This window comes from Pseudomonas sp. F220, from assembly GCF_057813935.1.
On sequence record NZ_JBVASJ010000142.1, the window covers coordinates 1 to 480 of the forward strand.

Genomic DNA, 480 nt, shown 5'->3' on the forward strand with positions numbered 1-480 from the left:
TGGAGTCTTTCATACCGGCCAAATGCTGGATCGCGCCGGAGATACCGACGGCGATGTACAGCTGTGGCGCAACGATCTTGCCGGTCTGACCGACCTGCATGTCGTTGGGTACGAAACCTGCGTCGACCGCAGCGCGGGAAGCGCCGACAGCCGCGCCCAGCTTGTCGGCCAGGGCGTACAGGTGTTTGAAGTTGTCACCGTTCTGCATGCCGCGGCCGCCGGAAACGACGATCTTGGCAGCGGTCAGTTCCGGACGATCGGACTTGGCCAGTTCTTCACCAACGAAGCTGGAGGTGCCAGCGTCGTGAGCCGCCGCAACGGCCTCAACAGCAGCCGAACCACCTTCAGCGGCTACCGGGTCGAAACCGGTAGCGCGTACGGTGATGACTTTTACCGAAGCGTTGGACTGCACGGTAGCGATAGCGTTACCGGCATAGATCGGACGTTTGAAGGTGTCAGCGCTTTCAACCGAGATGATCT

1 protein-coding gene is annotated in these 480 nt (G+C 60.8%); it reads right to left on the reverse strand.

Annotated elements, in window-relative coordinates:
• On the reverse strand, positions 1–480 hold a 480-nt coding region (locus ACZYSM_RS29365; RefSeq protein ID WP_489077196.1), incomplete at both ends, for an electron transfer flavoprotein subunit alpha/FixB family protein.